The 22,304-nt window shown below is 65.7% G+C and carries 26 protein-coding genes; 15 read left to right on the forward strand and 11 right to left on the reverse strand.

Translation table 11 applies throughout. The annotated features are described in order from the left end of the window. The first annotated feature begins 19 nt into the window (after positions 1-19). From flgC to QX048_RS29800, 10 genes are all read left to right on the forward strand, one after another. The gene (gene flgC, locus QX048_RS29755) at positions 20-445 is read left to right on the forward strand and encodes a flagellar basal body rod protein FlgC (protein WP_315716023.1); all 426 of its coding nucleotides are present in this window, start codon (positions 20-22) and stop codon (positions 443-445) included. 16 nt (positions 446-461) lie between these two features. After that, the gene (gene fliE / locus QX048_RS29760) at positions 462-818 is read left to right on the forward strand and encodes a flagellar hook-basal body complex protein FliE (RefSeq protein ID WP_315716024.1); all 357 of its coding nucleotides are present in this window, start codon (positions 462-464) and stop codon (positions 816-818) included. Between the two features lie 126 nt (positions 819-944). After that, positions 945-1,208: a flagellar biosynthesis protein FliQ gene (fliQ, locus tag QX048_RS29765; protein WP_008965881.1), complete on the forward strand. Its 264-nt coding sequence runs from the start codon at positions 945-947 to the stop codon at positions 1,206-1,208. Positions 1,209-1,441: 233 nt separating this feature from the next. Beyond that, positions 1,442-2,209 carry a flagellar biosynthetic protein FliR gene (gene fliR / locus QX048_RS29770; protein WP_315753134.1) on the forward strand — a complete coding sequence of 256 codons (768 nt, stop codon included), beginning with the start codon at positions 1,442-1,444 and terminating at the stop codon, positions 2,207-2,209. A gap of 12 nt (positions 2,210-2,221) precedes the next feature. Further along, positions 2,222-3,301, forward strand: a complete 1,080-nt coding sequence (gene flhB / locus QX048_RS29775) for a flagellar biosynthesis protein FlhB (protein WP_315828140.1) — start codon at positions 2,222-2,224, stop codon at positions 3,299-3,301. A gap of 155 nt (positions 3,302-3,456) precedes the next feature. Further along, positions 3,457-6,024, forward strand: coding sequence for a cell cycle histidine kinase CckA (gene cckA, locus QX048_RS29780; protein ID WP_316159575.1), 2,568 nt, complete (start codon positions 3,457-3,459; stop codon positions 6,022-6,024). A 167-nt stretch (positions 6,025-6,191) separates the two neighbouring features. After that, complete coding sequence (locus QX048_RS29785) at positions 6,192-7,154, forward strand: Tim44 domain-containing protein (protein ID WP_315828213.1); 963 nt, start codon at positions 6,192-6,194, stop codon at positions 7,152-7,154. Positions 7,155-7,373: 219 nt separating this feature from the next. Next, positions 7,374-8,078 carry a glutathione S-transferase gene (locus tag QX048_RS29790; protein WP_315828138.1) on the forward strand — a complete coding sequence of 235 codons (705 nt, stop codon included), beginning with the start codon at positions 7,374-7,376 and terminating at the stop codon, positions 8,076-8,078. A 59-nt stretch (positions 8,079-8,137) separates the two neighbouring features. Then, the gene (locus QX048_RS29795; RefSeq protein WP_315716031.1) at positions 8,138-8,464 is read left to right on the forward strand and encodes a metalloregulator ArsR/SmtB family transcription factor; all 327 of its coding nucleotides are present in this window, start codon (positions 8,138-8,140) and stop codon (positions 8,462-8,464) included. Beyond that, the gene (locus tag QX048_RS29800) at positions 8,464-8,904 is read left to right on the forward strand and encodes an SRPBCC domain-containing protein (RefSeq protein WP_315753130.1); all 441 of its coding nucleotides are present in this window, start codon (positions 8,464-8,466) and stop codon (positions 8,902-8,904) included. The genes QX048_RS29795 and QX048_RS29800 overlap by 1 nt, the downstream gene beginning before the upstream one ends. A gap of 42 nt (positions 8,905-8,946) precedes the next feature. Here the strand turns inward: QX048_RS29800 and QX048_RS29805 are convergent, their stop codons facing one another. From QX048_RS29805 to QX048_RS29820, 4 genes are all read right to left on the reverse strand, one after another. Next, complete coding sequence (locus QX048_RS29805; RefSeq protein WP_315716033.1) at positions 8,947-9,171, reverse strand: hypothetical protein; 225 nt, start codon at positions 9,169-9,171, stop codon at positions 8,947-8,949. Between the two features lie 161 nt (positions 9,172-9,332). After that, the gene (locus QX048_RS29810; RefSeq protein WP_315828137.1) at positions 9,333-9,812 is read right to left on the reverse strand and encodes a hypothetical protein; all 480 of its coding nucleotides are present in this window, start codon (positions 9,810-9,812) and stop codon (positions 9,333-9,335) included. Positions 9,813-9,955: 143 nt separating this feature from the next. After that, entirely contained in the window at positions 9,956-10,273 is a 318-nt protein-coding gene (locus QX048_RS29815; RefSeq protein ID WP_315828136.1) for a hypothetical protein, read from the reverse strand. 103 nt (positions 10,274-10,376) lie between these two features. After that, the gene (locus tag QX048_RS29820) at positions 10,377-11,057 is read right to left on the reverse strand and encodes an alpha/beta hydrolase (RefSeq protein WP_315828135.1); all 681 of its coding nucleotides are present in this window, start codon (positions 11,055-11,057) and stop codon (positions 10,377-10,379) included. Between the two features lie 116 nt (positions 11,058-11,173). On the opposite strand from QX048_RS29820, the gene QX048_RS29825 reads away from it, so the two are divergent. Together QX048_RS29825 and QX048_RS29830 are read left to right on the forward strand one after the other, a co-directional pair. Beyond that, on the forward strand, positions 11,174-12,829 hold the full coding sequence (locus QX048_RS29825; RefSeq protein ID WP_315828134.1) for a fumarate hydratase: 1,656 nt from the start codon (positions 11,174-11,176) through the stop codon (positions 12,827-12,829). Between the two features lie 416 nt (positions 12,830-13,245). Beyond that, positions 13,246-13,926 (forward strand): DUF429 domain-containing protein, encoded by a 681-nt coding sequence (locus QX048_RS29830; protein ID WP_315828133.1) that lies wholly within the window; start codon positions 13,246-13,248, stop codon positions 13,924-13,926. Between the two features lie 130 nt (positions 13,927-14,056). On the opposite strand, the gene QX048_RS29835 is transcribed toward QX048_RS29830, so the two are convergent. The 5 genes from QX048_RS29835 to QX048_RS29855 all read right to left on the reverse strand — a co-directional run bounded on the left by QX048_RS29835 (position 14,057) and on the right by QX048_RS29855 (position 18,925). Next, positions 14,057-14,575 (reverse strand): hypothetical protein, encoded by a 519-nt coding sequence (locus QX048_RS29835; RefSeq protein ID WP_315756542.1) that lies wholly within the window; start codon positions 14,573-14,575, stop codon positions 14,057-14,059. Between the two features lie 1,225 nt (positions 14,576-15,800). Further along, the gene (locus QX048_RS29840; protein WP_315753123.1) at positions 15,801-16,097 is read right to left on the reverse strand and encodes a hypothetical protein; all 297 of its coding nucleotides are present in this window, start codon (positions 16,095-16,097) and stop codon (positions 15,801-15,803) included. 120 nt (positions 16,098-16,217) lie between these two features. Continuing rightward, positions 16,218-16,769 (reverse strand): septation protein IspZ, encoded by a 552-nt coding sequence (locus tag QX048_RS29845; protein WP_315753122.1) that lies wholly within the window; start codon positions 16,767-16,769, stop codon positions 16,218-16,220. Positions 16,770-16,794: 25 nt separating this feature from the next. Beyond that, positions 16,795-17,379, reverse strand: coding sequence for a hypothetical protein (locus QX048_RS29850; protein ID WP_315828219.1), 585 nt, complete (start codon positions 17,377-17,379; stop codon positions 16,795-16,797). 118 nt (positions 17,380-17,497) lie between these two features. Further along, positions 17,498-18,925 (reverse strand): carotenoid oxygenase family protein, encoded by a 1,428-nt coding sequence (locus tag QX048_RS29855; RefSeq protein ID WP_315828220.1) that lies wholly within the window; start codon positions 18,923-18,925, stop codon positions 17,498-17,500. Positions 18,926-19,061: 136 nt separating this feature from the next. Between QX048_RS29855 and QX048_RS29860 the strand changes: the two genes are divergently transcribed. Together QX048_RS29860 and QX048_RS29865 are read left to right on the forward strand one after the other, a co-directional pair. Then, the gene (locus QX048_RS29860) at positions 19,062-19,778 is read left to right on the forward strand and encodes a TetR/AcrR family transcriptional regulator (RefSeq protein WP_315716048.1); all 717 of its coding nucleotides are present in this window, start codon (positions 19,062-19,064) and stop codon (positions 19,776-19,778) included. Between the two features lie 35 nt (positions 19,779-19,813). Next, on the forward strand, positions 19,814-20,119 hold the full coding sequence (locus QX048_RS29865; RefSeq protein ID WP_315828221.1) for a hypothetical protein: 306 nt from the start codon (positions 19,814-19,816) through the stop codon (positions 20,117-20,119). Here the strand turns inward: QX048_RS29865 and QX048_RS29870 are convergent. Beyond that, the gene (locus QX048_RS29870) at positions 20,116-20,685 is read right to left on the reverse strand and encodes a hypothetical protein (RefSeq protein ID WP_409999285.1); all 570 of its coding nucleotides are present in this window, start codon (positions 20,683-20,685) and stop codon (positions 20,116-20,118) included. The genes QX048_RS29865 and QX048_RS29870 overlap by 4 nt on opposite strands. Before the next feature lie 199 nt (positions 20,686-20,884). Here QX048_RS29870 and QX048_RS29875 point away from each other — a divergent pair, with 199 nt between their 5' ends. Further along, positions 20,885-21,550, forward strand: a complete 666-nt coding sequence (locus tag QX048_RS29875; protein WP_315753117.1) for an SET domain-containing protein — start codon at positions 20,885-20,887, stop codon at positions 21,548-21,550. Positions 21,551-21,575: 25 nt separating this feature from the next. Here QX048_RS29875 and QX048_RS29880 read toward each other — a convergent pair whose 3' ends face one another. Next, entirely contained in the window at positions 21,576-22,193 is a 618-nt protein-coding gene (locus tag QX048_RS29880) for a class I SAM-dependent methyltransferase (protein WP_315828222.1), read from the reverse strand. Positions 22,194-22,304 lie beyond the last annotated feature (111 nt).

Here is a 22,304-nt window from a genome sequence, read left to right on the forward strand (position 1 = left end):
AGGACAGAGACCGACAAGCATGGCAAACGACTCCAGCGATTTCCTCCGCTCGATGAGCATCGCGACCTCCGGCCTGCGTGCGCAGGCGGGACGTATGCGCGTCATTTCCGAGAACATCGCCAATGCCGATTCGACCGCTGCCAAGGCGGGCGGCGATCCGTATCGCCGCAAGGTCCCGACATTCACCTCGGCACTCGATCGTGCGCTCGACGCCAAGGTGGTGGCACTCGGCAAGGTGGTGCCCGATCAATCGTCGTTCCGCGTCAAATACGACCCCAGTAACCCGGCCGCGGACGCGTCCGGCAATGTCAAGTACCCCAACGTCAATCCGCTCATCGAGATGACCGACATGCGTGATGCGCAGCGGTCCTACGAGGCGAATTTGAACATCATCGGCGCCACGCGCCGCATGATCCAGCGCACGCTCGACATTCTGAAGACCTAGGACAGGAACGAAAGTCATGGCCTCCCCAATCTCCGCAGCGAATGCCTACGCGAATTCCGCGCGCGTGCTCGACACCGGCGGCTCGAGCGGTGCCTTCGGCAGCCTTGGGCGCGTGCGCGACGTGCTCGGTAGCGGCAACGGCGCCGACAAGGGTGGCCCGTCATTCAGCGCGGTGCTGAAGGACGCGATCGGCAGCGTGATGGAGGCCGGACGCAAGTCCGACAGTCAGGCGGTCGCGATGGCCGCGGGCAAGGCAAACGTCATGGATGTCGTCACGGCGGTCGCCGAAACCGACGTCGCGGTGTCGACGCTGGTGTCGGTGCGCGACCGCGTGATCCAGGCCTATGAAGACGTGATGAAGATGACGATCTAGGCGCAGCTCGTAACGCTTCAGGCCGCCACGTGCCTGATGCGCCCAGGGGATTTGCCGTCTGCCGCGACCGCGCGCGATGAGGCGGGTGCCGGACCGGAGCCGATCGACAGTGAGGAACGACAGGACATGACGGGAGCTGAAACGCTCGATGTGGCGCGCGATGCGATCTGGACCATCGTGCTGGTGTCGTCGCCGCTGATGGTGGTCGGCCTCGTGGTTGGCGTGGTCGTCTCGCTGTTCCAGGCGCTGACGCAGATCCAGGAGCAGACGCTGGTGTTCGTGCCGAAGATCATCGCGATCTTCGTGACGCTGCTGCTGGCGCTGCCGTTCATGGCCGATGCGCTGCATTCGCACATGATGCGGATCTCGTCGCGAATCATCGGCGGATGAGGCAATGTCCGGGGCGGCAGGGCAGGCCTGCGTGAGGGCGCTGCGAGCGGTCGTAAGGAGCAGTGCGGGGGGCGCTGCTGCTTTCAGGCGCGCGCGGGCAGCCTTTCGGGCAAGCTCTTCGCAGGCTGCCTCTTCGCAGGTTGCCTCGTCGGAGGCTGTCTCTTCGGAGGCTGTCTCTTCAAAGACCGTCGTGCCGCACCAGCATGCGGTCGAAAGGGCCGTGACGGCGGACGATGCGCATCGATATATCCTTCCTTCCGGCGCTGGCCGCCGTGTTCATGCTGGCCTTCGCGCGCGTCGGCGCCATGGTGATGCTGTTGCCGGGCCTCGGCGAGGTCAACATCCCCGTCCGCATCAAGCTCGCGACCGCGCTGCTGCTCACGATGATCGTGCTGCCGCTGCATCGTCAGGCCTATCGGGTCGACCTGCAGGCGTTGTCGCCGCTCTTGGTGATGATGGTGCACGAGATCGTGATCGGCATCGTGCTCGGCGCGACGGCGCGGGTGACGCTGTCGGCGCTGCAGGTCGCGGGCTCCGTGATCGCGCAGCAGATGGGACTCGGCTTCGTCACCGCGGTGGATCCGACGCAGGGACAGCAGGGCGTCCTGATCGGCAACTTCCTCACCATGCTCGGCGTGACCCTGCTGTTCTCGACCGACAGCCATCATCTGGTGATCGCCGCACTCAGCGACAGCTACAAGATCTTCGCGCCGGGCGAATTGATCCCGAGCGGCGACGTCGCCTCGCTGGCGACCAAGGCGTTTGCCGCGGCGTTCAAGATCGGTCTGCAATTATCGGCGCCGTTCCTGGTGTTCGGCTTGGTCTTCAACATCGGGCTCGGCGTCTTGGCGCGGCTGATGCCGCAGATGCAGGTCTATTTCGTCGGCGCGCCGCTCTCGATCCTGATCGGCTTCCTGATCTTCGCGCTGGTCCTGACCGCGATGATGGGAACGTTTCTCGGCTATTTCGAAGGCGTCATGCACGAGATGATGCCGCGGTGAGGGGGCCGATCGATGTCCGATGAGGCCGATTCCGAAGACAAAACAGAAGACCCGACGCAAAAACGGCTGGACCAGGCGCTCGAGCGCGGCGACGTCGTCAAGAGCCAGGAGCTCAACACCTGGTTCGTGATCGCCTCCGCGACCTTGGTGATGTCGACCTTCTCGGGCTCGATCGGCACCGCGGTGCTGGTGCCGATGCGCAACCTGATCGCCAATTCCTGGATGATCCACGCCGACGGCGCCGGCCTGCTGGCGCTGGCGCGCAGCCTGTCGTTCGCCGTGATCGCGGCGATCGGCGTGCCGATCCTGATGGTGATGCTGGCGGCGATCGCCGGCAACATGATGCAGCATCGCCTGGTCTGGTCGGGCGAGCCGATGAAGCCGAGCCTGAGCAAGATCTCGCCCCTGGCCGGCGCCAAGCGCCTGTTCGGCAAGCAGGCCGCGGCCAATTTCGCCAAGGGCCTCTTCAAGCTCGTGCTGCTTGGCACGGTCATGGTCATGATCCTGTGGCCGGAGCGGCTGCGCCTCGAATCGCTGCTGCATATGGACGTCAGCGAGCTGCTCGGCGTCACGATCTCGCTGACGACGCATCTGATGGGCTCGGTGGTCGCGCTGCTCGCCCTGGTCGCGATCGGCGACTACCTGTTCCAGTATCGGCAATGGTACGAGCGCCAGAAGATGTCGGTGCAGGAGATGAAGGAGGAGTTCAAGCAGTCGGAAGGCGACCCGCACGTCAAGGGACGCATCCGGCAGATCCGCCAGCAGCGCATGAAGAAGCGCATGATGGCCGCGGTTCCCAAGGCCTCCGTGATCATCACCAACCCGACCCACTACTCGGTCGCGCTGTCCTACGAGCGCGGCATGTCGGCGCCGGTCTGCGTCGCCAAGGGCGTCGACAACATCGCCTTCAAGATCCGGGAGGTCGCCAAGGCGCACGACATCCCGATCGTCGAGAACGTGCCGCTGGCGCGCGCGCTCTATGCCACCGTCGAGATCGACGAGGAGATCCCGGTGGAACATTATCATGCCGTCGCTGAGATCATCGGCTACGTGATGGGGCTGCGGCGCAACCTCTCGGGGCGCCCGCGATGACAACCGATTCGGTCCATGGACGGACCGCAAAATACGGATAAATCATGGAATATCGGCTTGACGGGCTTGCGCTTGACCCGTCGATTCAGGCAGGTGGAAGGGGGAGCCGCGCGAACGGGCTGGGGCTCCCAGCCGACAGGTCGCGTCCCCGAGCCATGAGCGCCGATTCCGACAACGATGGGTTACAGGATCAGGTGAGCCTGCCGGAGCGGCCGCGCCGCAGCGGCAGCATTCTGCTGATCCTGCTGGTGGCGTTCGGCCTCGTCGCGGTCGCGATCGCGCTGATGACGATCGGCCGCGCCCAGGCGCAGCCCTATATTCTCGGCCTGCTGTCGCTGCTCGCCACCGTCGGCCTGTTCAATCTGTTCGCGTTCGCCGCCGGCATCGTCCGCTTCGCCGACAAGGCGACCGACGATCCGGTGTTGGGCGCGATCGCCGATCACGCCTTCGATGGCCTCGCGGTGACCGATCCGCGCGGCCATGTCGTCTACGCCAACGCCGCCTATCTCAACATGACGGGAGCGGCGACCGCGCAGGAGGCGCGTCCCGTCGAGCGTGTCTTCATCGGCAATCCCGATGTCTCCGAAGCGGTGTTCCGCCTGCTCAAGGCGGCGCGCGAGGGCAAGCGGCAGCAGGAAGAGGTACGCATCACCGCGGCCGAAGGCGCGCAGGGGCGCTGGCTTCGCATGCGCGTTCGCCCGCTCGGCCAGACCAAGCGCCACGCCCGCTACGCGGTGTGGTCGATCGCCGACATCACGCGGGATCGCGAGCGCCAGGAGGACGTGTTTCAGGAGCTGCAGCATGCGATCGAATATCTCGACCATGCGCCGTGCGGCTTCTTCTCGGTCAATCCGGAAGGCAGCCTCGTCTACGTCAATGCCACGCTCGCCAACTGGCTCGACTACGATCTCGCCGAGATCGGCTCGGGCGGCCTGAAGCTCGCCGACGTCGTCTCCGGCGACGGCGCGTCGCTGCTGACCTCGATCGTGGCGGTGCCCGGCGAGGTCCGCACCGAGGTGTTCGACATCGACCTGAAGATGCGCGGCGGCAAGACCATGCCGGCGCGGCTCTACCACAAGCTCGCCTTCGGCGCCGACGGCAAGCCGGGCGCCTCGCGCACCCTGGTCATCAGCCGCGCCCGCGACGAGCGCTCCGATCCGGAGCGCGCCGCCGAGGTGCGCTTCATGCGCTTCTTCGACCATACGCCGATGGCAATCGCCACCGTCGACCGCGGCGGCGCCGTGGTCAGGGCCAATGCGCGCTACGCCAAGCTGGCGCAGAGCGTCAGCGGCGACGTGGCCGCGGCGAAATCGATCTTCCGCACCGTCAGCCAGCGCGACCGGCACCTCCTGATCGCCGCGATCAACCAGGCCTCGGAAGGGCAGGCGGACATTCCGCCGGTCGAGGTGATGCTGGAGGGCGCGAAGGAGCGCTTCGGCCAGTTCTTCGTCACCGCCGTCGACGAGGACGAGCGCGAGACCGAGGCCGCGATCGTCTATCTGCTCGAGACCACCGAGCGCCGCGCGCTGGAAAACCAGATCAACCAGTCGCAGAAGATGGAGATGGTCGGCCAGCTCGCCGGCGGCATCGCCCACGACTTCAACAACGTGCTCTCGGCCATCATGATGGCCAACGACTTCCTGCTGAACGCGCACAAGCCGACCGACCCGTCGTTCCAGGACATCATGCAGATCAAGCAGAACGCGACCCGCGCCGCGACGCTGGTGCGGCAGCTGCTCGCGTTCTCGCGCCGCCAGACCCTGCGGCCCCAGGTGCTCGATCTCGGCGACGCACTGTCCGACCTGACGATGCTGTTGCGCCGGCTGATCGGCGAGAAGGTCAAGCTCGACCTGGTTCACGGCCGCGACCTGTGGCCGGTCAAGGTCGACGTCTCGCAGTTCGAGCAGGTGGTCGTGAATCTCGCGGTCAACGCCCGCGATGCGATGCCCGATGGCGGCAAGCTGTCGGTGCGCACCGCCAACGTCTCGGCCGACGAGGTCGCGCAGGCCGCCTACAAGGGCATGCCGGTGGCCGACTACGTCCGCATCGAGATCAGTGACACCGGAACCGGCATTCCGGCCGAGATCCGCGAGAAGATCTTCGAGCCGTTCTTCTCGACCAAGGAGGTCGGCAAGGGCACCGGTCTGGGACTGTCGACCGTCTACGGCATCATCAAGCAGACCGGCGGCTTCATCTACGTCGACAGCGAGGTCGGCAAGGGGACTTCGTTCCAGATCTTCCTGCCGCGGCACATCGTCGTGCCGGAGGTCCAGGCCGAGCCGCACGCGGCCAACGGCGCCGTCAAGGAGCCGGCCGTCGCGGAAGCGTCGAAGCCGCGCGCCGACCTGACCGGGCAGGGCACCATCCTGCTGGTCGAGGACGAGGAGGGCCTGCGGGCGCTGAACGCGCGCGGCCTGCGCTCGCGCGGCTACAGCGTCATCGAGGCGTCGAACGGCGTCGAGGCGATGGAGGCGCTGGACGAGTGCGACGGCGTGCTCGATCTCGTGGTGTCCGACGTCGTGATGCCGGAGATGGACGGGCCGACGCTGCTCAAAGCGATGCGCGAGCGCAATCCGGAGATCAAGATCATCTTCGTCTCGGGCTATGCCGAGGATGCGTTCGAGAAGAGCCTGCCGGAGAACCAGCAGTTCGCGTTCCTGCCGAAGCCCTTCACGCTCAGCCAGCTCGTGGCGGCGGTCAAGGAAACCATGGCGCCGCAATAGGTTACCGGAGTTCCTTGGCAAATTCCTTGGCAAGCCGGCCGGGCGCGTTCATCCCGCGACCCCGCGCCGCAGCCGCGCGGCCTCGTGCCGCCTTCCCTTTTCGCGGGTTGTGCCCATCTTACAGGCATCCCCATTCCGGGGAGTTATGGGAAACACAGATGAGCTTCATGCAGCGCAAAAGCGGCCTCCTCAAGGCGATGGCCGTGGCCCTTTCACTGGCGCTGCCGACGGTGCTCGCCGTCTCGGCGGCCGACGCCCGGATCGGCGGCGGCTCCAGCTCGGGCTCCCGCGGCACGCGTACCTTCTCCGCGCCGCCTCCGACCGCGACCGCGCCGGGATCGGCGTCGCAGTTCAACCGCACCATCACCCAGCCGGGCCAGCCCGGCGGCTTCAACACGGCTGCGCCCGCGCGTGGCGGGCTGTTCGGCGGCCGCGCGGGCGGCCTGCTGGGCGGCCTCGCTGCCGGCTTCCTCGGCGCCGGCCTGTTCGGCATGCTGTTCGGCGGCGGGCTGTTCTCCGGGCTCGGCGGCTTCGCTTCGATCATCGGCCTGATCCTCCAGGTCCTGCTGGTGGTGTTCCTGGTGCGCATGGGGATGGCCTGGTGGCAGCGCCGCAACCAGCCGGCCTATGCCGCCGGCCCGGCGCCGACGCCCACCGACGGCCAGCCGAGCTTGCGCTCGGGCCTGAGCGGCCTTGGCGGCTTCGGCGGTGGCAGCAACACGCCGCCGCTGCAGATCCTGCCGGCCGACTACGAGGCGTTCGAGCGGCTGCTCGGCGAGATCCAGTCCGCCTGGTCGAACGAGGATGTCGGCCGCCTGCGGCTGCTGTCGACGCCAGAGATGGCCTCGTATTTCGAGCGCGATCTCGAGCAGAACCAGGCCCGCGGGGTGGTCAACAAGGTCAGCGCCGTGAAGCTGCTGCAGGGTGACCTCGCCGAAGCCTGGCGCGAGAATGGCGCCGACTATGCCACGGTCGCGATGCGCTTCACCTTGGCCGACAAGACCATCGAGCGCGCCTCGGGCCGCGTGGTCGACGGCTCCGACCAGCCGCAGGAGGTCACGGAGATCTGGACCTTCCTGCGCCACGCCGGCGCCGATTGGCAGCTGTCGGGAATCCAGCAGGTCAGCTGAGCCTGACTTGAGATCCTCATCGGGCGCCGCGGAGCAATCCGCGGCGCTTTTGCTTGTCAACAATTCCCATCCCCCGCGCGAGCCCGATGGCGGCTGTTCCCGGTCGATCTGACGAGCACCGGCGGTGGCAGGCTGCTATACTGCTTCGCGGCGAACGAACACCGCGTCCGTTACGTCGTCCGAGCCGAACGTGTGGGCGCATCACTGCGAGGATGGCCCATGCGTTACGAGCTCTACTACTGGCCCATGATCCAGGGCCGCGGCGAATATGTGCGTCTCGCGCTGGAGGAGGCGGGCGCCGCCTATCGCGACGTCGCGCGCGAGGACGGCATCGCTACGATGACGGCGATGATGGAGGCGGTCAGCGACACGCCGCCCTTCGCGCCGCCGTTCCTGAGAGCGGGCCGCCGCGTCATCGGCCAGACCGCCAACATCCTGCTGTTCCTCGGCAGCCGCCATGGCCTCGCGCCGAAGGCCGAAGCCGGCCAGCTCTGGGTGCATCAGCTGCAGCTCACCGTGACCGACTTCGTGGTCGAGATCCATGACACGCATCATCCGCTGGGGCCGACGCTGTACTACGAGGACCAGCGCGCGCCGGCCAGGAAACGCACCGCCGAGTTCTGGAGCGAGCGGGTGCCGAAATTCCTCGGCTATTTCGAGCAGCTCCTATCGAAAAGCGGTGGCGCCTACGTCACCGGGCGCCGGCTCACTTATGTGGACCTGTCGCTGTTCCAGATCGTCGCCGGCCTGCGCTACGCGTTCCCGAAGCGCATGATGGCGTTCGAGCGCAACATCCCGGGCCTCATCGCGCTGCATGACCGCGTCGCCAGCAGGCCCAACATATCAGCCTATCTCGGCAGCGAGCGCCGCATCGCCTTCAACGAGGACGGCATCTTCCGCCACTACAAGGCGCTGGATGCGTGAGGCGAGGCTCCGCGGCGCCACCCGTTGACAATGTATAAGTGTTTGCTTATACATTCCGCATGACCGTCGAAGCCCAGTTGACATCCGTCATGAAGACGCTTGCCGACCCGACGCGGCGGGCCGTGTTCGAGCGCATCGCGCGCGAGGGGGAGGTGGCGGCCACCGGCCTGGTGCAGGGCTCGCGGGTATCCCAGCCGGCGATCTCACAGCATCTCAAGGCGCTGCGCGACGCCGGGCTGGTCAGCGAACGGCGCGACGGCCGCCACAACTACTACAGCGTCGCGCCAAAAGGGCTGGTGCCGCTGGTCGACTGGCTCGGTCATTACCGCGCATTCTGGCATGAGCGCATTGCCGGCCTCGAGGCACTGTTGAAGGAGACCGAGTGATGGGTGAGGCGCATGCGATCGTGGTGGAGAAGCATCTGCCCCATTCGCCCGACAAGATCTGGCGCACGCTGACCACGAGCGACCTGATCGCGAAATGGTTGATGCCGAACGACTTCGTCGCGGCCACCGGTCATCGCTTCACCTTCCGCACCAAGCCGGTGGGCGACTGGGATGGCGTCGTTCATTGCGAGGTGCTCGCTTGTGAGCCGCCGCATCTGCTGAGCTATTCCTGGAAGGGCGGTTCGGACTCCAATCCGGCCTACGGCTTACGGCTCGACAGCGTCGTGACCTGGACGTTGACGGCGGCCGAGGGCGGCACGCATCTGCGGATGGTCCATGACGGCTTCGTCTTCCCGGGCAACAAGTTTCAGTTCGACATCATGGGACAGGGGTGGAGTCGTATCGGCGATGCCATCACACGTATAGCGGCGGATGCCTGAGGCGCCGCCGCTATACGAAGTTGGCCTGAGGGTGTGGGATCGTCAGGCGAGAATGTCGACGCGGGTGCCCTGGCCGGGCGGCAGCGGCGGACGCGAGGCCTGCTTCTCCGCGGCCGCCTCGTCGCCGGTCTTGGCGGGATTGACGGCCTGGCTCTGCTGCGTCTGGTTCCGCGCCTGCGTGTCTTGGGTCTGCGGCTTGGTCGTCTCGGTCGAGATCGGCGGCGGTGAGGGCGGCGGCGATGACGACGAAACGCTCGAAACGGACATTGTCCAGCTCCTCGCTTGGTGTTGCGACAAGCGTGGCCATCGCTCACGAAAACTTCGTCAATCAGATCGTTCGAATTGTCTGCAACTGTCGGTGGCGCGGCGAATAGTGAACGGGTCGCTGCTGTCGGTGCAGAAACGGCGGGCTGTAGCGTCACACCGGCCTATTGATCCTTGCTGCGGCTGATCGTGATCGAGGACTCGGTCTTGGTTCGGGCGCAGCGCATGTCGAGCCGGCGGTAGCGGCTGGCGACGTCGTCGCCGCGGAAGATCCCGAGCCGGCGGTAACAGCGTGTGACGCCGCGCTGCATGTCGTCCTTCGGCAAGGTGAACACGATCGCCGCCGCGCTCGCCATCAGCTCGATGAAGGCCGGTGTCGGCTTGCGCTCGGATTTTCCGAACAATTGATTGCTGACATTCTTCGATGAGCAGCCGAGCGTGATCTCGCGCGCCTTGGGATGGGCGAGATAGACGGTGCCGGCCGCGGTCTGGCCGATCTTGATGCCGTCGATGCCGTTCTTCAATTCCTTGGCGATGTCGTCGCAGCGATCCGCCCGCGCGGCCTGCGGCAGCAGCGCGCTGCTCAACGCAACGAGAAAAACAAAACCGGCCAAGCGGCCAAATGAGCAAAGCGATGACTGCATTCCAAATACCCCCGCGCCATTGAAGCCTGCGCGCGGAGGCCATGCAAGCGCGATGCGCCGCGGCCGCACAAGATCGTCGGCCGACGTGGCCGCGTGTTGACGGGCCGCGGTCACCTGCCGGCGGCAGCGGCGCGATCGCTTCGTCAGAACCAGCAGCGGCCCGGATGCGACAGCGATACGCCCGCGGCGCGGCGCTCGCAGTCGTTGCCGTAGGTCTGGAAGTTGCAGCCGCACACCGGCATGTAGATGCGCGGGCAGAGCGTCGGCTTTCGGCGGCAGACGCCCATCATGTCGAACCGGCCACACTGGCCGACTGGGAATTCACAGTAGAGACCGGCATTGCAGCGGATGCCGACGAAGCCGCCGCACGCACGGCCGGGACCGACCGCGCCGGCGCTGCCGGGGGCCATGGTGATCAGGGCAAGAGCAATTGTGATGGCAACGAAGAGACCTCGTTTCATGACGCCTCCAGGAGGAAAATGAATAGGTCAACAATCTAAGGTTACATAATTCGGCGACCGATCGCAATCGATCTCGGCGTACGACATTGCGCTGGTCGCGGCGTCATGTTGCGGCGACCTCGCGGGCCGTCTCGATCAGCAGGTCGAACGTCTCGTCGGGTGCGTGCTGCACGACATCGTGCCCGCACGCAAATGCGTGCACGCGCCACGCGGGATCGCTGCGCAGCCGCTCATATTGCGCGGTGAACGGCGTCGCGCTCCATCCGCTGGCGTAGACGAAGGTGCGCTGCAGAGCCGCCGGCGCCGGACTGTGGAGCTTCAGGGCCTGGATGAAGGTCCCGAGCGGATGCGGCCGACGGCGCGGATCGGAGCCTTCGCGCGGCAGCGCCGTCAGCCCGTCATGCCCGGCACGTTCGATCACGAACCGGCGATACGCATCACCGGCGAGATCCCACCATGACTGACCGTTCTCGGGTGCGAAGGCATCGAGATAGATCAGTGCGGCGAGCCTTTCCGGCACGCGGTCGGCGACGCCGGTCGCGACCATGCCACCATAGCTGTGCGCGCACAGGATGACCTCGGACAGATCCTCGATCGTCAGGAGCTCGACGACGTCGGTGATATGGGCGTCGAGATTGACGGCATGGGCGCGGGCGGGCGTCTCCTCCAATCCGCTCAGGGTGGGGGCATAGGCCGCATGGCCGGCTTGGCGGAGCCTGGCGCAGAGCGAGTCGTACATCCAGCCTCCGTGCCAACCTCCTGGAATCAGAACGAAAGTCGCCATGGTCCTCCTCCTCGACGGATGCACCGAGACATGTCTTGCAAGGCTTCAGACGGGTAGCGTATCAGACCTGTCAAGACCGCTTTGGGCGGCCATTTCTAGAACCCCACGAGCTCGCCATGAACGCGCCCACCGCCTTTCCCGACCAGTCCAAGCCCGTCCCGCCCTACAAGCACACGCCGCTGTTTCCGCTCGGGCCGGACACCACGCCCTACAAGAAGATCACCACCGACGGCGTGCGGGTCGAGAAGGTCTTGGGCCGCGACATGCTGGTGGTGTCGCGGGAGGCGCTGCGGACCTTGTCGGAAGCCGCGTTCGGCGAGATCAACCACTTTCTGCGCCCCGGCCATCTGAAGCAGCTGCGCAGCATCCTGGAGGATCCGGAGGCCAGCCCGAACGACAAGTTCGTCGCGCTCGACTTCCTGAAGAACGCCAACATCTCCGCCGGCGGCGTGCTGCCGATGTGCCAGGATACCGGCACCGCGATCATCATGGGCAAGAAGGGCTGCAACGTCATCACCGATGGCGACGACGAGGCGGCGCTGTCGCAAGGCGCGCGCGACGCCTATCTGCGCCGGAACCTGCGCTACTCACAGGTCGCTCCGCTGTCGATGTACGAGGAGAAGAACACCGCCAACAACATGCCGGCGCAGACCGAGATCTATGCCGAGGGCGAGGACGCCTACAAGTTCATGTTCATGGCCAAGGGCGGCGGCTCGGCCAACAAGAGTTTTCTGTTCCAGGCGACGCCCTCGGTGCTCACCAAGGACCGGCTGCTGGCGTTCCTGAAGGAGAAGATCCTGACGCTGGGCACCGCGGCGTGCCCGCCTTATCACCTCGCCATCGTGATCGGCGGCACCTCGGCCGAGCTGTGCATGAAGACGGTGAAGCTGGCGTCTGCGCGTTATCTCGACGCGCTGCCGACCCAGGGCTCCCCGGATGGCAATGCCTTCCGCGACCTGGAGATGGAGCAGGAAATCCACAAGATGACGCAGTCGCTCGGCGTCGGCGCGCAGTTCGGCGGCAAGTATTTCTGCCATGACGTCCGCGTCATCCGCATGCCGCGCCACGGCGCGTCGTTGCCGATCGGTCTCGGCGTGTCGTGCTCGGCCGACCGCCAGGTGCTCGGCAAGATCACCAGGGACGGCGTCTATCTCGAGGAGCTCGAGCATCATCCGGCGCAGTATCTGCCGGAGGTCGAGCAGGCGCTTGGCGGCGAGGTCGTGAAGATCGACTTGAACCAGCCGATGAAGGACATCCTCGCCACTCTGTCGAAGAACCCGATCAAGACGAGGCTGTCGCTGACCGGCACCATGATCGTCGCGCGCGACGCGGCGCATGCCAAGCTGCGCGAGCGCCTCGATCGCGGCGAGCCCCTGCCGGACTACTTCAAGAACCATCCGGTCTACTACGCCGGCCCCGCCAAGACCCCCGAAGGCTACGCCTCCGGCGCGTTCGGTCCGACCACCGCGGGCCGCATGGATTCCTTCGTCGACCAGTTTCAGGCGGCCGGCGGCTCGATGGTGATGGTCGCCAAGGGCAACCGCGCGCCGGCGGTGCGCGAGGCCTGCAAGAAGCACGGTGGCTTCTATCTCGGCTCGATCGGCGGCGCCGCGGCCAACCTCGCCGAGCACTGCATCAAGAAGGTCGAGGTCGTCGAATATCCCGAGCTCGGCATGGAAGCCATCTGGCGCATCGAAGTGGTGGACTTCCCGGCCTTCATCATCATCGACGACAAGGGCAACGACTTCTTCAAGGAGCTGAACCTCGGCTGAGGTCAGGCGGGCGTGATGTTTGTTGCGGCGGCCGGGAGCGATCCCGGCCGTTGGTGTATGGGGGAGGCCCATCTCGCCTGAGCGCGTAGCGTGGCAACCGAATTCGCACGCCGACGGTGCGCTCCCCTCCCTTGCGGGGAGGGGGTGGGGTGGGGGTCCACGAGTCGCGCTCTATCTGATGGGCGAGGAAACGCAGCGCGATGCGACCTCGCTCTCTCGATAGTTTGGTGGTTGATGTGTGTGCGCGCCCATAGCGTTCAGCGCCCGGAGACCCCCACCCCCAACCCCTCCCCGCAAGGGGGAGGGGAGCTCACTGCTGTTGTGGGGCCAGCTCGGCTCCGACTACCGTGGGACTCAGCGTGCGTTCGTGGCAAGAGGAGCACGATGCTGAACGAAGCAACTGGTAGTCTGATGTAATGCACGCCAACCGCATCATCGGTCTCGACGGCTTCTCCCGCGGCTGGGTCGCGGTGTCGATTGCAGGCGACCGGCGCGACATCGCCTTTCCCGCCGACGTTTCGACGGCACTATCGGCTCCTTTTACCCGCGCCGCGATCGACATCCCCATCGGCATGACCGACGACGGCAACAGAACCTGCGACAAGCTCGCGCGCGACAAACTCGCGCCGCATCGCTCGCGCGTGTTCACCGGCGCGCGGCGCTGGCTGTGGGAGAACTACAAGGACCCAGATGAGGCGAACATCGAGGCGTCGCGGCGCGGGCAGACGCGCGCCTCGCGTCAGCTCTGGCATCTCGGCCGCAAGATCATGGAGGTCGACGCCTTCGTCCGTGCGCATCGCGACCGCGATATCCGCGAGGCCCATCCCGAACTGGTGTTCCTGCGTCTCCACGGAGCGCCGCTGCCGTCGAAGAAGACGGAACATGGCGCCAGGCTGCGGCGCGACTTGTTAGTTTCTGCAGGCTTCGCCGCCATCGACGACTGGATGACTCGCGCCCGCATCGGCACCGGTGCCAAACCCGACGACGTCCTCGACGCCTGTGCGGTCGCGCTGGCCGCTCGCGACTGCGCGGGCTGCGTACCGGAAGAAGCTGCGCCGCGCGACGCGCATGGCGTGCCGATGCAGATCTGGTTTTGAGGCGCGGCCCGGCCAAGTTTGTCCCACATCTGCTTCAGCGTGGAGGGCTGGCGTACATGGGGTAAGCGATCAACGGACGGGTTTCCGCTTATCCCTGCATAGGGCTAGGCCGTCGAGTTTCGAGATGCTGCTAGCGGAAATCGCGTGCGTTGAGCGGGTGCTTGTGGTTGGGCACCGGGCCGAATTCGCTGCGTGGTGCAAGAGGGAGCGTCTTTGTTGAGCACTGAACCATGTTCGTGCTGAGATTCAGGTCGCAGTCGTCATAATCCAACGTCACCCGCCGCTTGCAGCTGTTCTTCAGGCTGTACCAGTTGACCCCAGGAGCTTTCGGCCACGCCTTCTCTACCACGCACTGGCTTGGATCTGATTGTGGGGCCGAACTGACTGTCCGCGGCGGTCGAACTACGCTTGATGGTGGCTCGGCAACGGGCTTGGTAATGGGAGTTGCTGCCGGATTCGGCTGCGTTCTGTCCACGCCGAGAATGTCAGCGGTCACATTCTTCGCTGCAGAGCCAAGATCCCGGGAACGAGCGTTTGCCGGTACCGCTCCGATGCGGACAGCGGTAGCGGCCCCGCCATTCGTGGACATGGACTTTCCGTCCGGCTCGAGCGTGTAGTTCCATGTCCCCGCGCTGTTCGTATAGGTCAACACGTTTCCCGAGCAGGTCCACGTACCCTGGACACAAGCCGGGTGTTCGCTGCACAATGCTCTGCCGTCAGGGAGTAGCGTACCTCTGTTGCCACTGCCTGAGTGTCGCCAGTCACCGATAAACTTGGCTGCGCAACTCGATTGCGGAGCGGCCTCTGCCGCGGCGGTACCGGAAAGTAGTACCGAAAGAAGTAAGAGATATCTCATTGTAGTTCCAATGAAGCAGGTTGGACTATGATTACCCAATTCCTAGCTCGAATGTGAGTTAGGTGATCCAATCAGATTCCGATCGCGACCGCAACGATGACCGCTTGAGCCATTGCGGCAGCCGTAGCGATGGATATAGGAAGTCCCCGCCTCACGGTTGATGGCTTCGATGCCTGCCAGGGGTCGAAATACAAACAAGTGCGCGCACTGTCCCGCTGGCCGGACCTCAATGAGGGGGCGCGGCTTCCCTGGGCCATAGGCCAATGTTCGATCCGATTCCAAGGAGCAGGTTCTAAAAAAAATAAATCGCTTGTGATTTTTCCGAAGTCGTGATTTTATCTCGCCATCCCGCCTCACTGCGGAGGGGCGTTGCGCGCGATCGTCACGACACGCGAGGCGGGGAGGCGATGGCCGCGATGGAGCCGCAGCGTGTCTTCGGATACGCGGACGAACGGCTTGGCGCGGACGCGCAGTCGCAGCGTCCTGACACCCCGAAGCTGGTGTCACGTTCGTGCGGTGCTGAGCGCATCGCGCGGATCATGGTGGCCAACAAGCCGGCGCACCAGGGAGACTGCGTATAAGCGTGAAGCCATCGCGCAGGGAAGGCCGGGCGTTTCCGGCTGCACCTGTGGTACCTGCCGCCTGCATTTCTTTCGCAGGCGGGCCGCAGGCGTCAGCCGACGCCTGGCCTTCCCTGCGCCCTCTGCATTTGGAGAGGGACATGCCGATGCATCACTCGGGCGTTATCAGCCGCGAGGCTGCGTCCGCTTGTCCGGGCTGTTTGAGATGTGAAGCGGGACTGCTGCGATTGAAAATCGGTGTCGTCCCGGGCAAGCCATGAGCGCGCGACAGCGCGATCGTGGCGCCGACCCGGGACCCATGCGCCGCGACTGTCGTGACGGGCGAAAAGCCAATTGCCAGCGTGCCTCGAACCACTCCCTGCGGGTATGGGTCCCCGCTTTCGCGGGGACGACAGCGGAGAGTGTCGATGCGACGTGCCCACGCAAAAGAATAGCGATCAGCCCCGCGCGCCGGTGAACGGGAAGCTGCCCATGAAGCCGATGCCCATCTCGCCGGAGATGGTGTCGCCGGCGACCTTGCCCTTGAAATCCAGCGTCAGCGGCATCGGGCTGGTGATGGAGACCTTCCAGGCGACGTCGTCGCCGTTGACGGTGCCGTCGAAGATCTCGGCGGAATCGCCTTCCGCGGCCTGGGTCCCCGTCAGCGTCGCGCCCGAGCTCTTCAGGCTCAGGGTCGCGCTGCGCTCGCCCATGGGCGTGTTCAAGGTCAGATTCCAGTTGCCGTCCACAGCCATCGATCGTTCTCCTGGCATTGCGATTTTGCGGACCTCGAGGCAACGACCTCGAGGATGCGTTCGGCCGCCCCTATAGCGCATCTTTGCGCGTAAGCCCATTGCGGCGATCGGATGCAGCGATCAGGCCCGCGCCGCCCTGAGGCGGTTGGCGACCACGAAGCGGAAGGCCATGAACTGCAGCGCGAAGGCCGCGACCTTGGCGCCGCCCGCGACCACGGTGATGTAGAGCACCCACAGCTTGATGTCGCCGGTCATGGCGACCGCGATCGTGCCGAGACCGAGCGCGAACATCAGCGCCGCCCAGGCATAGCCGGCGATGGTGACGTATTCCGGAATGGTCTCCGACACGATCGGCGGCACGTAGCGCAGCATCCAGCCGCGCTTGAGCATGATCAGCCCGATGGCGAAATGGCCGATCGCGGGCTTGGCGAACATGAAGCGCGGGTCATTGGTCAGCAGCGTCACGCCGCCGAGCACGATGACGAGGCCGACGCTGGCATAGGCCATGAAGCTGAGGTTCACGCCCCTGATGCGCGCCCAGACCACCTGCACCACGGCGACGGCGACCGCGGCGGCGGTGGCCAGCACGACATCATCGGTTGCGATGTACAGGATGAAGAACACCGCGGCCGACAGGAAGTCGGCAATCAGCTTGGCAAACACGATTTTCACGCACGTCTCCTGGAGCAGACCCCGGTCACGAATCTTGGCCGGACATTGCGGCGGCAGTCTGCGCTGCCACGTCCTTTGTTCGGCGGTAGTCAGGATACCAGCGCGTGAAATAAAGTGCACTATTGCGGGCGGCAAAGGCGATGGCGAGGCCGGTCCAATAGGGCAGGCCCGGCACGTAGAGCGTCATCAGGTTGCCGACGATCATCAGCAGCGCCGACACGGTCCAGGCGCCGGTGATGACGTAATTGGCGCGCAGGAAGCCCGGAATCGCCGCGGTTTCCGGCGGTACGGCCTCGAGCGCATATTGCAGCGTGAACGGCGCGCGCAGCAGCATCGAGCCGAGCGACAGCGCGAAAATGCCGCAGTCGACCGCAAGACGCACCGCGGATGCGCTGAGGGTCGGATCGATGAGGCCGAGGTAGGCGGCTACGCTTGCGAACACGATCGCCGAGCCCAGGCCGAGAATCTTGATCGAGCGTCCCTTGACGACGTCGACCGCGACAACGACCAGGCACATCGCCGTGGCCACGGCCAGGCTGAGCGTGGCCGAGACCACCATCATCAGCGCCGCGTAGACGCCGTAGGGCGCAAGGATGAGGAAGATCGTCATAGAAACTCGCCCGGCCAATCTTTACACTGCCAAGATTAGTAGGATCCCGGCGGAGCCGGGTCAAGCAAATCTTGACAGTGTCAAAATTTTGTGAAGCAACATATTTAGCTAAGCTTTATCAATGGCTTGCTTCGTCCGCGCCGACCCAATTGCCGTGGAAGCCATCGGGCACGCGGTGGCCGAGATGAACCAGGGCCACCGGACCGCTGCCGATGTCGGTGGCGTTGAACACGGCGAGGTCGCTGGTGTTGGAGCCGGCACGCCAGACCACGGTCAGCAGCCAGCCGTCGCCCTCGGCGGCATCGCGGCTGCGCGGCACGAATACCGGCTCGGACAGGGTGTCGCCGGCGGGCAGCAGATGCGTCGCCTGGCGCGTGCCGGCGCCGTCGACATGGACGAGGCCGGACAGCGCCCCGAACAGCGGGCCGTCCGGATTGGCGCAGGCGTACCAGCCATGGCCGTTCTTGAGCCCGGCGCGGCGGTCGTCGATGCGGGGGAATTCACCGGTGAGGTCGTCGAGATAGCTCTGGGTGAAACGGTCGGTGTTGCCGGCGAGATCGAAGCTCCAGCGGCACAGCCGCGCGACCGACTTGGCCGGATCGGTCGGACGTCCGTCGGGATGCGGAAACAGCGGCGCTTCCTCGAACTGCATGACGTCGGCAATGATCCGGCTGCCGTCCTCCCAGGCATTCATGATGTGGAAGACGTAGCAGGCGTCACCGCGAAACCAGACGATGTCCTTGATGTCGCCGCTGCGCTTCATCACACCGACATAGGCGCCCTTGTCGGGCTCCCAGGCATAAGGCGGCTTGCCGGACATTGCGCGCTCGATGCTGCCGGTGAGCGGCAGGATTGGAAACAGCACGTGATTGGCCGTGACGATGAAGTCGTGCACCATGCTGGCATAGGGCGCCTCGAAACGATCGAGACGCGTCAGCTTGCCGGCCGCATCGACCGTGCCGTAGGACAGCGCCGGCGTCAGCGGACCGGCGGCGTTGTAGCCGAAGAACAGCAATTCGCCGGTGACCGGATCGGTCTTCGGATGCGCGGTGAAGGCGCCGCGCAGGCGGCCGCCGAAATCGTGATAGCCGCGGGTGGCGAGCGTGCCGGGCTCGATCTCGGTCGGCAGATGCGCCTCTTCGAGCGCGAGCAGGCGGCCGGCATGGGCGATGATGTTGGTGTTGGCAACGCCGCCATCGGTGACCTCGGCTGGCGCGTCCGGCAGCCTGCGGCCGAAGCCGCCGAACAGCGCGCGCCCCGCGCGGCGCTCGGCCTCGAATTTCGGGGTGCGGATCCAGCGGTTGCGATAGGACGCGCGGCCGTTCTCCAGATGGAACGCGTGCAGCATGCCGTCGCCGACGAACCAGTGCGAACCGGGCGAGTCGAATTGCGGATTGGGGCCGTTGCGATAGAGCGTGCCATTCAGCTCACGCGGCAGTTCGCCGGTGACTTTCAGGAACGGCGCGTCGCATTCGAACGGGATCGGCGCGATGTTGTCGCGCGGTGTGGGGCGCTGCCGGACTGTGTCGTGCAACGGTCCGTTCATCGACTGTCCATTCATGGCGCTTCCTTCCCCTTGGATTCGGCTTTATCTTTACGATGTAAAGATAAGGCTACCGGCCGAGCGCCTGCAGGTCAAGGCTAATCTTTACGCTGTCAAAATTGCTTGTATAAGGAGAGGCATGACGAAGATCGAACAGGCAAGACTGAGCAGGCACCGGACGGCTACGGCGGTGGCCCGGACGCGGTCGCGCCGCGCGGTGAGCGCGGGCGAGCCGGCGGCGCCCTATCATCACGGCGCGCTGCGCGATGCGCTGCTCGAAGCGGCCGAGCGCGTGCTGGAGCGCGACGGGCTGGCCGGACTCACCTTGCGCGCGGTGGCGCGCGAGGCCGGCGTGTCGCATGCGGCGCCGACGCATCATTTCGGCGATCTCACCGGGCTGGTCAGCGAGCTCGCGGCGATCGGCTTCACGCGGTTCAATGCGGCGATGAAAGCGGCCGGCGAGCAGCCCGGCACGCCGATCGAGCGGGCGATGGCGCGGGCCCGCGCGTATGTCGCCTACGCGCAGGCCAATCCCGGCATGTACGGACTGATGTTCCGCACCGAGCGTCTGGATTATTCGCGCCCTTCGCTGCACGAGGCCGCGGAAGCCTCGTTTGCCGGACTCGCGGGATCGGTCGCCGCGCGCAGCGAAGGCCCGGTCGGTGACGAGGAATTGTCGCTCGATCAGTCGGCGGCGATCGCCCGCGCCTGGTCGCTGGTGCATGGCTACACGATGCTGCTGCTCGACGGCCGCCTTGCCGACATTCTGCGCCGTTCGCCGCCGGGCACCACGGCCGAATCGCTGCTGGAGGCGATGCTCCGGGCCACCGTGCCGAAGCTGCCGCCGGGCGCGTAGTTCGACGCACCGGAAACCGGGTGGGGGATCATGCGTTGGCAACGCATGGCACGAACCCCACGCGCTCCCTGGAGCAGGGCCAATCCGCGCAAGCGCGCCAGCAAGGTCTCACCCCGGCCGAAAAGGCGGCGGCCAAGGCGCGCGCCCGTCGGGCCGGGCGGCGCTATCCCAACCTGGTCGACAATATGCGCGTCGCGGCCAGGAAGGCGGCAAAGACCAAGACCAGCGGCCGCAAGCGGGCGGCGAAATCGAAGACCGGGAAGGGCGCATCGAAGACGGCGAGCAGGCGCACATCCGCCGTGCGCAAGACCGCAAAGTCCGGACGGAAGTCGGCGCGCTAATTGGGCGGCAACGCCAGATCGACGGCCCGGCCGCGCGTGCCGACGATCTTCACCCTGTCCTTGCCGCAGGCAAAGCCTCGCGCCGTCTGGTCAGCCGCCTGCCGCGCCAGCTCGTTGGCATTGGAGTTGGCGGCAGCGTCGACATAGGCGACATGACACACTGGTCCGGGCGGCAGCCGGGTCACCACCAGCATCGGCTTGTCCTTCGGCCCCTTGCTGCCTTGATCGTCGTTGTCGGCGATCTGCCAGCGCTGGATGATCGCGAACGGCTTGCCGTCAGCCAGCCTCCATTCGACAGCGTTGCCGGCGGAGTTGAACGGTCCGAACCAGGTCTGAGCAGCCGGCTCCTTGGCGGCCGCGCGGACATTGCGCCCCACAGACACCGTCTGGCGAAGATCGCCTTCGTTGACGAGCAGGATCAGGCCGTCCTTGCCAGGGCAGGTCTCAGTCGAGCTGTCATCCTCCTGCTTGCCGCCGATGGTGCGGCAGTCCTTGGCGGCGGCCGATGTATAGGCGCTAGCGATGGTCTCTGCAGCCGCCTGTCCGATCCACGCCGTGCAGAGCATCAATGCGACACTGATTCGTCGCGCCACGACGCGATGTGGGAGGAATTCGGACATGCGAGGGCCCCTGATGACCGGAATTCGTCCTGCGCAGGACGCTGCAAACTGGGGACGGCGCGAAACGGCGGCGGGAAACACCTGACATCGTCGCGAATTTATCCTAGAACGGCGGCCTCGCGAGGTCCATGTCTTCTCATCACTCATGCCTGTCATTCCGCAATCCAAACCCTATCGCATCGGCCGCTCCAAGACGGGGCTTGGTCTGTTCGCCACCCAGCCGATCAAGAAGGGCACCAAGATCATCCGCTATTTCGGTCCGCTCTTGGATTCGAAGAAGGCGGACGAGGACGCGATCGAGAACAAATATCTGTTCGAGCTCGACAAGCGCTGGACCATCGACGGCTCGATCCGAGAGAACGTCGCCCGCTACATCAATCATTCCTGCAAGCCGAACGCCGAGTCCGACGTCAAGCCGCGCAAGAAGAAGATCTTCATCCGGGCCATCAAGAACATCGAGCCCGGCGAGGAGATCAACTACGACTACGGCACGGACTACTTCAAAGCCTATCTGAAGCCGATCGGCTGCAAATGCGACGCCTGCGAGAAGAAGCGGGCCAAGAAGAAGGCCGAGGCGCGCGCCGAGCGGGCGCAGGTGAAGGCGAAGGACGTGCGCAAGGCCGAGAAGAAGGCGAAGAAAAAGGCCGAGAAGCTCGTCAAGGACAAAGCCAAGCAGCGGCCCAAGGCCAGAGCCCAATCGGGCGAGGCGGCTCGCGGCAAAGCCAAAACCCGGCGGCCGGCTGCCGGCAATCGTGGCAGGACCAAATCCACCCCGGCGAAGACGCAGACCAGCCGCGCCAAGGCGGCCTGATCCGATCGGCTCGTGTCCGGATCTCTCAGGACGGCTTCCCGAAGGCCAGCGTCGTCCAGGTGACGCCGGCCGCCCGGTTCTCCGCGCCGAGCGACTCGCCATGCCGGTTGAGCTTGAGCGTCAGCCCGAGCTGCCGCGCGGGCTCAACGATCGTCTCGGCCGCGATCTCGAACATCCGGCGGCCCGGCGGCACCGGACCATGCCGCAACGTCATGATCAGCAGTCCGCCGGGAGCAATCCGCACCGCGATGTTGGGAAGCGCGCGTCGCCGCTGTGCCTCATCGAGATGCATCAGGACGGCGGTCAGCATGACGAGGTCGAACTGCTCGCCACGAGCGGCCAGTGCGGCGAGCTCCGGAAGGCTGTCGTCGATCCAGGTGATCGCCGGCGAGGCATGCAGTTGCATGGCGCCGACGCGCAGTGCTTCGGTCGGCTCGACGGCCACCACCTGATGTCCAAGGCCCGCGAACCAGGCGGCGTCGCGGCCCGTGCCCGCGCCGATGTCGAGCACGCGCGCGGGCGCGTTGGGCAGCAGATGAAGCACGGCGGCATGGACCTGTTCCGACGGGATGCTCTCGTAGCGCAGGAAGAGATCCTCGGCCTCGGTAGCGTAGCCCTCCGTTCCGATCACCTGAGGCTGCATCGCTACGATCTCCCGTCGATCTCCAATTATGCAGAAGAGGCGTTCGCCGCGCATGTCCAAATATCGGTTTGGCCGTGAGCGCCGGGCCGCTCGATCATGAAGCCCGGCGCT

The sequence above is a fragment of the Bradyrhizobium sp. SZCCHNS30572 genome (assembly GCF_032484415.1).
In the GTDB taxonomy this organism is placed as follows: domain Bacteria; phylum Pseudomonadota; class Alphaproteobacteria; order Rhizobiales; family Xanthobacteraceae; genus Bradyrhizobium.

What these genes read in the sequence shown, in the direction of transcription:
- QX048_RS29840 (WP_315753123.1), bottom strand. Translation starts at nt 16,097, where the DNA reads ATGGCTGTGGACGGCAACTGGAATCTGACCTTGAACACGCCCATGGGC.
- QX048_RS29870 (WP_409999285.1), bottom strand. Translation starts at nt 20,685, where the DNA reads ATGCTCTGCACGGCGTGGATCGGACAGGCGGCTGCAGAGACCATCGCT.
- flhB (WP_315828140.1), top strand. Translation starts at nt 2,222, where the DNA reads ATGTCCGATGAGGCCGATTCCGAAGACAAAACAGAAGACCCGACGCAA.
- fliR (WP_315753134.1), top strand. Translation starts at nt 1,442, where the DNA reads ATGCGCATCGATATATCCTTCCTTCCGGCGCTGGCCGCCGTGTTCATG.
- QX048_RS29800 (WP_315753130.1), top strand. Translation starts at nt 8,464, where the DNA reads ATGGGTGAGGCGCATGCGATCGTGGTGGAGAAGCATCTGCCCCATTCG.
- cckA (WP_316159575.1), top strand. Translation starts at nt 3,457, where the DNA reads ATGAGCGCCGATTCCGACAACGATGGGTTACAGGATCAGGTGAGCCTG.
- QX048_RS29850 (WP_315828219.1), bottom strand. Translation starts at nt 17,379, where the DNA reads ATGACGATCTTCCTCATCCTTGCGCCCTACGGCGTCTACGCGGCGCTG.
- flgC (WP_315716023.1), top strand. Translation starts at nt 20, where the DNA reads ATGGCAAACGACTCCAGCGATTTCCTCCGCTCGATGAGCATCGCGACC.
- QX048_RS29795 (WP_315716031.1), top strand. Translation starts at nt 8,138, where the DNA reads ATGACCGTCGAAGCCCAGTTGACATCCGTCATGAAGACGCTTGCCGAC.
- QX048_RS29790 (WP_315828138.1), top strand. Translation starts at nt 7,374, where the DNA reads ATGCGTTACGAGCTCTACTACTGGCCCATGATCCAGGGCCGCGGCGAA.
- fliE (WP_315716024.1), top strand. Translation starts at nt 462, where the DNA reads ATGGCCTCCCCAATCTCCGCAGCGAATGCCTACGCGAATTCCGCGCGC.
- QX048_RS29805 (WP_315716033.1), bottom strand. Translation starts at nt 9,171, where the DNA reads ATGTCCGTTTCGAGCGTTTCGTCGTCATCGCCGCCGCCCTCACCGCCG.
- QX048_RS29880 (WP_315828222.1), bottom strand. Translation starts at nt 22,193, where the DNA reads ATGCAGCCTCAGGTGATCGGAACGGAGGGCTACGCTACCGAGGCCGAG.
- QX048_RS29825 (WP_315828134.1), top strand. Translation starts at nt 11,174, where the DNA reads ATGAACGCGCCCACCGCCTTTCCCGACCAGTCCAAGCCCGTCCCGCCC.
- fliQ (WP_008965881.1), top strand. Translation starts at nt 945, where the DNA reads ATGACGGGAGCTGAAACGCTCGATGTGGCGCGCGATGCGATCTGGACC.
- QX048_RS29810 (WP_315828137.1), bottom strand. Translation starts at nt 9,812, where the DNA reads ATGCAGTCATCGCTTTGCTCATTTGGCCGCTTGGCCGGTTTTGTTTTT.
- QX048_RS29785 (WP_315828213.1), top strand. Translation starts at nt 6,192, where the DNA reads ATGCAGCGCAAAAGCGGCCTCCTCAAGGCGATGGCCGTGGCCCTTTCA.
- QX048_RS29875 (WP_315753117.1), top strand. Translation starts at nt 20,885, where the DNA reads ATGCCTGTCATTCCGCAATCCAAACCCTATCGCATCGGCCGCTCCAAG.
- QX048_RS29820 (WP_315828135.1), bottom strand. Translation starts at nt 11,057, where the DNA reads ATGGCGACTTTCGTTCTGATTCCAGGAGGTTGGCACGGAGGCTGGATG.
- QX048_RS29855 (WP_315828220.1), bottom strand. Translation starts at nt 18,925, where the DNA reads ATGAACGGACCGTTGCACGACACAGTCCGGCAGCGCCCCACACCGCGC.
- QX048_RS29860 (WP_315716048.1), top strand. Translation starts at nt 19,062, where the DNA reads ATGACGAAGATCGAACAGGCAAGACTGAGCAGGCACCGGACGGCTACG.
- QX048_RS29815 (WP_315828136.1), bottom strand. Translation starts at nt 10,273, where the DNA reads ATGAAACGAGGTCTCTTCGTTGCCATCACAATTGCTCTTGCCCTGATC.
- QX048_RS29830 (WP_315828133.1), top strand. Translation starts at nt 13,246, where the DNA reads ATGCACGCCAACCGCATCATCGGTCTCGACGGCTTCTCCCGCGGCTGG.